Origin of the sequence: uncultured Marivita sp. (assembly GCF_947488135.1) — a bacterium.
Lineage (GTDB): Bacteria > Pseudomonadota > Alphaproteobacteria > Rhodobacterales > Rhodobacteraceae > Marivita.
This window is the reverse complement of the sequence record NZ_CANKYW010000002.1, coordinates 749,672-756,819: the sequence shown is the minus strand read 5'-3', so window position 1 is coordinate 756,819 and position 7,148 is coordinate 749,672. Positions and strand designations below refer to the sequence as shown.

The 7,148-nt window shown below is 63.5% G+C and carries 7 protein-coding genes; all 7 read left to right on the top strand.

Translation table 11 applies throughout. The features are described 5' to 3' along the window. Nucleotides 1-186: 186 nt before the first annotated feature. The 7 genes from Q1B16_RS10760 to Q1B16_RS10730 all read left to right on the top strand — a co-directional run bounded on the left by Q1B16_RS10760 (nt 187) and on the right by Q1B16_RS10730 (nt 7,096). Nucleotides 187-1,005 (top strand): ABC transporter permease, encoded by an 819-nt coding sequence (locus Q1B16_RS10760; protein ID WP_299787822.1) that lies wholly within the window; start codon nt 187-189, stop codon nt 1,003-1,005. Beyond that, nucleotides 1,002-2,324 (top strand): FAD-binding oxidoreductase, encoded by a 1,323-nt coding sequence (locus Q1B16_RS10755; protein ID WP_299787819.1) that lies wholly within the window; start codon nt 1,002-1,004, stop codon nt 2,322-2,324. Before Q1B16_RS10760 ends, Q1B16_RS10755 begins: the two co-directional genes overlap by 4 nt. A 171-nt stretch (nt 2,325-2,495) precedes the next feature. After that, nucleotides 2,496-4,259, top strand: a complete 1,764-nt coding sequence (gene ilvD / locus Q1B16_RS10750; protein ID WP_299787816.1) for a dihydroxy-acid dehydratase — start codon at nt 2,496-2,498, stop codon at nt 4,257-4,259. An 83-nt stretch (nt 4,260-4,342) separates the two neighbouring features. Beyond that, nucleotides 4,343-4,945 carry a dihydroxy-acid dehydratase gene (locus Q1B16_RS10745; RefSeq protein ID WP_299787813.1) on the top strand — a complete coding sequence of 201 codons (603 nt, stop codon included), beginning with the start codon at nt 4,343-4,345 and terminating at the stop codon, nt 4,943-4,945. A 63-nt stretch (nt 4,946-5,008) separates the two neighbouring features. Beyond that, nucleotides 5,009-5,782, top strand: coding sequence for a DUF6478 family protein (locus tag Q1B16_RS10740; protein ID WP_299787810.1), 774 nt, complete (start codon nt 5,009-5,011; stop codon nt 5,780-5,782). Nucleotides 5,783-5,792: 10 nt separating this feature from the next. Then, complete coding sequence (locus Q1B16_RS10735) at nt 5,793-6,170, top strand: hypothetical protein (protein ID WP_299787807.1); 378 nt, start codon at nt 5,793-5,795, stop codon at nt 6,168-6,170. Between the two features lie 185 nt (nt 6,171-6,355). Further along, nucleotides 6,356-7,096, top strand: a complete 741-nt coding sequence (locus tag Q1B16_RS10730; protein ID WP_299787804.1) for a sulfite exporter TauE/SafE family protein — start codon at nt 6,356-6,358, stop codon at nt 7,094-7,096. The last annotated feature ends 52 nt before the right edge of the window (nt 7,097-7,148 follow it).

Sequence of the window (7,148 nt, the reverse complement as noted above, 5' to 3'; positions counted from 1 at the left end):
GGGGGGGGGGGGGGGGGGGGGGGGGGGCGGGGGGGGGGGGGGGGGGGGGGGCCCGCCCCCCCCGCCCCCCCCCCCCCCCCCCCCGCCCCCCCCCCCCCCCGCCCCCCCCCCCCCCCCCCCCCCCCCCCCCCCCCCCCCCCCCCCCCGGTCGCCCGCTGCGGCGGGCGAAACCGAAAGGGGCGCGCCATGAAACGTTTTTCGTGGTTCAACGCCACCGCGCTCACGCTGGGCTTCGCATTTCTCTACATGCCCATGATCATTCTCGTGGTCTACAGCTTCAACGCGTCGAAACTGGTCACGGTCTGGGCCGGGTTCTCGACCCAATGGTACGGCGAGCTTCTCCGCAATGAGGAATTCCTCAACGCCGCCTGGGTGACGATCAAGGTCGCGGTCATGAGTTCCACCATCGCCACGGTTCTGGGAACGATGGCCGCCTACGTTCTGGTGCGCGCCGGGCGGTTCAGCGGACGGACGCTCTTCTCCGGCATGATCTACGCACCACTCGTGATGCCCGAGGTGATCACCGGCCTGTCACTGCTGCTGCTCTTCATCGGCATCGGTCTGGATCGCGGCGTGCTGACGATCGTCCTGGCACACACCACCTTCTCCATGTGCTACGTCTCCGTCGTCGTGTCCTCGCGGCTGGTGAGCTTTGACCAGTCGCTCGAGGAAGCCGCGCTCGATCTGGGTTGCTCGCCGTTCGAGGCATTCCGGCTGGTGACATTGCCCATCATCGCGCCCGCCGTGATCTCAGGCTGGCTTCTGGCCTTCACCCTGTCGCTGGATGATTTGGTCATCGCCAGCTTCACCACCGGGCCATCCGCCACCACCTTGCCGATCAAGATCTTCTCGGCCGTGCGACTTGGCGTCAGCCCAGAAATCAACGCGCTGTCGACGATCATGATCGCCATAGTCACCGTCGGCGTGATCACGGCGTCACTGATCACCAAGCAGGCTGCCGTGCGACAGGCGCGGGATGAACGGATGGCCGAGCGCCCCGCATGAGGCGCATCTACGAGGCCGCCGCATACACCACGCTTAGAAACTGTTGGTGGCGCGACGGCACGCCGCCAGCAGATCACCCAGAGCTGAAAGGCGGCCACGCCGCCGAAATAGCCGTGATCGGTGGCGGGTTTACCGGGCTGAATGCCGCTCTCGCATTGGCGCGTTCCGGTGTATCCGTCACGGTTATCGACGCCGAACAGCCCGGCTGGGGCGCATCCGGGCGCAATGGTGGGTTCTGCTGTCTTGGTGGATCGAAACTCGGCGGCTCGATCATGGGCAAACGTTACGGCGAGGATGCGCGCCGTGCGTGGCACGCCGCCGAACGCGCTGCGGTCGATCACGTAAGCGACCTTCTGTCGGAGCACCACATCGACGCGGACCGCCACTCGAAAGGCGAGACGCTCTTGGCCCACTCACCGAAAGCCATGCAACGGATCCGTGCAAGTTTCGCCGAAACGCATGAGACCTACGGTGTCGCGCCCGACCTGATCCCACCCGAAGAGCTACGGCAGCGCGGTCTGGGCGGAGCGTTTCACGGCGGCATGACCCTTCCCATCGGCTTTGCCCTCAACCCGGCGAAGTATCACGCCGGTCTGGCCGCAGCGGCATCAAAGCATGGCGTCCAGTTCTTCGGGCAAAGCCCTTCAACCGCGATCACCAAGTCAGGTGCGCAATGGCAGATCGCCACGCCGAACGGAACCATCACCGCCGACAAGGTGATCCTCGCCACCAACGGCTATTCCTCGGAAGACATCCCAGGCTGGCTGCGTGCCCGGTACTTGCCGGTGCAATCCACGATCATCGTCACCCGTCCGATCACCGAAAGCGAGCAAACTCGTCAGGGCTGGACGAGCGATCAGATGTGCTACGACAGCCGACACCTTCTGCATTACTTCCGGCTCATGCCGGATCGGCGATTTCTTTTCGGGATGCGCGGCGGCCTGCGTGCCACACCTCGCGCCGAAGCGGCGCTTTCGCGGAAAATCCGCGCTGACTTTCATCGCTTGTTCCCCGAGTGGACGGACATCGACATCACGCATGAATGGTCGGGGCTTCTCTGCCTGATGCGAAGCCTCACGCCTTTCGCCGGCCCCGTGCCCGAGATGCCGGGCGTCTTCGCGGCGATGGGGTATCATGGCAACGGCGTTGCGATGGGCAGTTATCTCGGCGCCCGTCTGGCCGAGATCGTGTTGGGACAACCGGCGAAAGGCCCGTTTCCCGCCTTCCTGTCACACCCGCCCAAGAGGTTTCCCTTGGGTCCGATGCGTCGCGCGCTGCTCGCTCCGGCATACGCTGTCGCGGGGCTCTTCGATCGCTAGTCGGTTTTATCCGGAACACTGCGAAGCACAGGTCTTGCACGTTGGATGCAGACCGCATCAGGTATGCCGACGACATCGCGTTTCGAATTGATTTGAAACCGTCTCGGTCTCTTGTGCGAACCTGACCTAATCGCTATTCCAAACGGAACCACGTATTCAGGGAGGAGCGTCATGCTCAAGCGTCCGTTCGACAAGTCGAAACTGCCCAGCCGCCATGTAACCGAAGGCCCCGAACGCGCGCCGCACCGGTCCTACTACTATGCGATGGGTATGACGGAAGAGGAAATTCACCAGCCTCTCGTCGGCGTCGCGACCTGCTGGAACGAAGCCGCGCCCTGTAACATCGCGCTGAACCGCCAGGCGCAGGCCGTGAAGATGGGGGTGAAGCAAGCCTTCGGAACGCCCCGCGAATTCACCACGATCACCGTGACAGACGGCATCGCGATGGGCCACGAAGGCATGCGCTCGTCCCTTGCATCGCGCGAGGCGATTGCCGACACGGTCGAGTTGACCATGCGCGGCCACTCCTATGATGCGGTTGTGGGACTTGCGGGCTGCGACAAATCCCTCCCCGGCATGATGATGGCGATGGTGCGCCTCAACGTGCCGTCGGTGTTTATCTACGGCGGCTCGATCCTCCCGGGACGCGCGCCGCAGGTCGATGAAATTCCCGAAGACTTCCGATCCCGCGACCTCACGGTGCAGGATATGTTCGAAGCTGTGGGCCGTCACCAGAACCACGAAATGTCCGACAAGGCGCTCGACATGCTCGAACGCGTGGCCTGCCCGAGCGCAGGTGCCTGCGGCGGCCAGTTTACCGCAAACACAATGGCCTGCGTGTCCGAAGCGATCGGTCTCGCGCTCTTCAATTCGTCCGGCATGCCTGCACCTTATGAAAGCCGCGACGCCTATGGCGAAGCGTCGGGCCGCGCGGTGATGGACCTCATCGAACAGAACATCCGTGCCCGCGACGTGGTCACGCGCAAGGCACTGGAAAACGCGGCGCGCGTTGTGGCCTGTACCGGCGGGTCGACCAATGCTGGCCTTCACCTGCCCGCCATTGCGAACGAAGCAGGGATCGAGTTCTACCTTGAAGATGTCTGCGACATCTTCAAGGACACCCCGTATTTCGTCGATCTGAAGCCCGGCGGAACCTACGTTGCCAAGGATCTTTACGATGCTGGCGGCATCCCTGTCGTCATGAAGGAACTGCGCAAGGCAGGTCTCATCCACGAGGACTGCATCACCGCCTCCACCCGCACCATCGGCGAAGAACTCGACCTGATCGAACGCGAAGCTGACGGCAAGGTGATCTATTCCATCGAAACTCCGATCACAAAGACCGGCGGTGTGGTCGGCCTCAAGGGCAACCTCGCCCCGGAAGGCGCCATCGTGAAGGTCGCCGGCATCAAGGCCGAGGACCAGGTCTTCACCGGCCCCGCCCGCGTGTTCGAATGCGAGGAAGACGCCTTCGCCGCCGTCAAGGCGCGCGAATACAAGGAAGGCGAGGTCATCGTGATCCGCAACGAAGGCCCCGCCGGTGGGCCGGGCATGCGCGAAATGCTGTCCACCACCGCAGCCCTGTCAGGGCAAGGCATGGGCAAGAAGGTGGCCCTCATCACGGACGGGCGTTTCTCCGGCGCGACACGTGGGTTCTGCGTCGGCCATGTCGGTCCCGAAGCGGCACAAGGTGGCCCGATTGCCCTGCTCGAAAATGGCGACATGATCACCATTGATGCCGTGTCGGGTGCCCTGACCGTCGATCTGTCGGACGAGGAACTGGCCCGCCGCAAGGACAATTGGAAGGGCCCACGCGACACGATCTACACCTCCGGCGCGATCTGGAAATTCGCCAAGCTTGTGGGCCCGACCTACAAGGGTGCCGTGACACATCCCGGTGCCGAAGGCGAAAAGCACGTCTACGCCGATCTGTGACACGGGCATGTCTCCCCCTCTTTGCCGCGCTCATCGGCGCGGCAGTCCTGACCGGGTGTGATGAAACCGGCACGGTCAACAGCATGTCGCTGGTGGCCGGCGGATCGGACGTTGGCCCAGCCCCGCTACCTTCCGCGAACCTTGCCCGCGATGAGGTCGTCGTCTCCGGCCCCGAGGGGTATTGCATCGACCCGACCACGCTGCGCCGCTCGGCCAGCGGCGGATTTGCCGCCATTGCCAGCTGCAACATCCTGTCCGGCGGCGCGCAGGGCCCGTTTGTCGAACCGGTCCTCGTGACGGTCACGGTGAGCCGGGCCGCAAACGGCGCGCCCTTGCTCGCCGATCTGGCCGCAGCGTTACAGACCGACCTGCTGCAAGAACGCCAGCTGAGCGCGATCGACGTCGGACAGATGGCCAATGGCGGCCAGACCGCCTTTGACGGCAGCGATCCGCGACATTGGCGCGGCGCCTTCGTGCTCGACCGGCATCTGATCGGCATCGCCCTCTACGCGCCCAAGGGCAGCCCCCTGCTCGGTGCGCAGGGCGCGGCATTTCTCAACACCGTTTCTTCACGAATTCGCGCTAATTCTGCGTCGACCTCGATCGGGAGTGCAGAACAGTCGCAATTGAACGTCGATCCACTTGCGGTGCGACTTGCCCGTTTATTTGAAACGCGCGATCTGTAATAAAGACATTGAACCGGTGCCCTGACGCATCGGACACAAAATAATAACTGGAGCGAGCAGCTCATGTCGGAGATGAAACCCGGTCTTCTCGACCGTGTGATCCAGCAATCCGCGCTCAGGCGGTTCCGCCGGTGGGCGGAAACCGCACGCGATGCGGACCTGCGCGATCTGCGGCGAAACCGTGCCGCGGCACGGCGATTGAAATACCACCTCGACGAATTGCTCCACATCGCTGGCGACAGGCTGGCCCTGCCGGTTCTTGGCAACCAGGCGGTGCCGGTGCCCTATGATGCGGATTGGTCCTGGCGACCCGAAGTGTGGTGCGGCCCGCTGCCCGTTCAGGGCATTTCATCGGTGGAAAACAAATCCATGCTCGGCCGCGAAGTCACCCTGTTCCACGATTGCGCCCAATCCGAACTGACCCTGCGCCAGCTTCGGAACACCAGTGCGGACGACCTCGCCGCCTATGGCCTACGGCTTGACGTGTTCCGCTTTGACGGCTCCTACCTGTCGCTCGTGATCGACCTTCCGCCAGAAGCGACGGTTGGCCTCAAGCGAAAACACCTGATCCGCTGCGACGCGATCGTCGAACTGGAACGCCCGCTGGAAATCTTCGCCCGGCTCAACGTGCAACATGGCCCCAACACCGAACAGATCGTGCGGGAACTGCCGCTCCACGACCGCGAATTGGTGGTCGAATTCGATCTGGCCTACACCAAGCTGAACGAGAAACGCGTCGAAAAGGTCTGGATCGACCTGATTTTCGAAAACCCGGAAATGAGTCAGGTCGTCCTGCGCGATCTGTTCTTCAGCCGTCGCCCCCGCGCCGAAATGTGAGGACCGCAGAATGACAGCCTATTCCCTGTCGAAAACCCGCTTTTTCGAAGGTGTCTGGGAAGGTGTGATCGCCGGAGATTCCGACGACAGCTCGACCCCCAAGGTAGAGGTTCGGGTTCATGACACGGCGATCCCGGACGTGTCGGTCGACCCGTTGCCCGACCCGGCATCCTGGTTGATCAAGGTGCCGGTCCCGTCGACCATGTTGGCCGATGGTGTGCACACGTTCATCATCACCGAATCCGCCCTCGGTCAGCCGTTGGGCGATTTCGCGATCATCGCCGGGGACGCCGCCGGGGAAGACATCCGCGCCGAAATGTCCCTGCTGCGGGCCGAGCTTGATATGCTCAAACGGTCCTTCCGCAGGCATTGCCGCGAAACGGCCTGATCAAGCCAGCCCTCCGAACTGACGCCGACTTCGCGGCTGACCAAGTGTCAGGGCGTGTCGGATCGCATCACGGCGGCGCCGCGATTGTGAGGCTGCTGCTCATTAATCCTAGCAGGCTCAAAGACCGGCTTGGCTTTCGTTCAGCGTCGTGACACCTGTTTGCGCGGATCAACACGGGGTGTCCCTTGGAATACTGGATCGTGGCAGGGCTGGCGGCCTTCTTGATGGGGCTGTCCAAGGGCGGGTTGCCGATGATCGCGCTTTTGGCCGTTCCGCTCATGTCGCTGTTCATGGACCCGGCGGTCGCCGCGGGGCTCTTGCTGCCGATCTACATCGTCGCGGATATGTACGCCGTTTACCTCTTCCGCAGGGCGTTCTCGGTCCGAAACCTGAAAATCCTGCTTCCCGCGGCGGTCGTGGGCATTTGCGTCGGTTTCGCAACGGTGTCTTACGTCCCCGGCGATGCGGCCAAGCTTCTGGTGGCGTTGATCGGCCTGTTCTACCTCGTAAGCGCATTGCGCCGCCGCTTCGCCAGGGTCGAGGTCCCTGCCCGTCCAGCCGATGTGCCGCGCGGGCTGTTCTGGGGCACAGTGGCGGGCTTGACAAGCTACATCTCGCACGCCGGTGGCCCGCCATTCCAAGCCTATGTCCTGCCGCAAAAGCTCGACAAGATGGTGTATCTGGGCACCACGACGATCTTTTTCACCATCGTGAACCTGCTCAAGGTGCCGCCCTTCATCCTCGCCGGGCAGATCACGTGGGACAGTGCCGCCCAAGCGATCTGGCTCGCCCCGTTCGCACTGGCCGGCGCATGGAGCGGTGCGGCGGTGTCGCGCGCCTTGCCCGAACGCGTTTTCTTCGTCCTCGTCGAAGTCGCGCTGGCCGTCGTTTCTGCCAAATTGCTCTATGAAGTGCTTTTGACCTGACCTCGATAGCGCGGCGCGCGCCGGATTGACCTTCCCGTGCGGCGCAGGCAGG

Bases quoted from the DNA above. Each gene is read 5' to 3' on its own strand.
- Q1B16_RS10760 (WP_299787822.1), top strand. From the start codon at position 187: ATGAAACGTTTTTCGTGGTTCAACGCCACCGCGCTCACGCTGGGCTTC.
- Q1B16_RS10755 (WP_299787819.1), top strand. From the start codon at position 1,002: ATGAGGCGCATCTACGAGGCCGCCGCATACACCACGCTTAGAAACTGT.
- ilvD (WP_299787816.1), top strand. From the start codon at position 2,496: ATGCTCAAGCGTCCGTTCGACAAGTCGAAACTGCCCAGCCGCCATGTA.
- Q1B16_RS10745 (WP_299787813.1), top strand. From the start codon at position 4,343: ATGTCGCTGGTGGCCGGCGGATCGGACGTTGGCCCAGCCCCGCTACCT.
- Q1B16_RS10740 (WP_299787810.1), top strand. From the start codon at position 5,009: ATGTCGGAGATGAAACCCGGTCTTCTCGACCGTGTGATCCAGCAATCC.
- Q1B16_RS10735 (WP_299787807.1), top strand. From the start codon at position 5,793: ATGACAGCCTATTCCCTGTCGAAAACCCGCTTTTTCGAAGGTGTCTGG.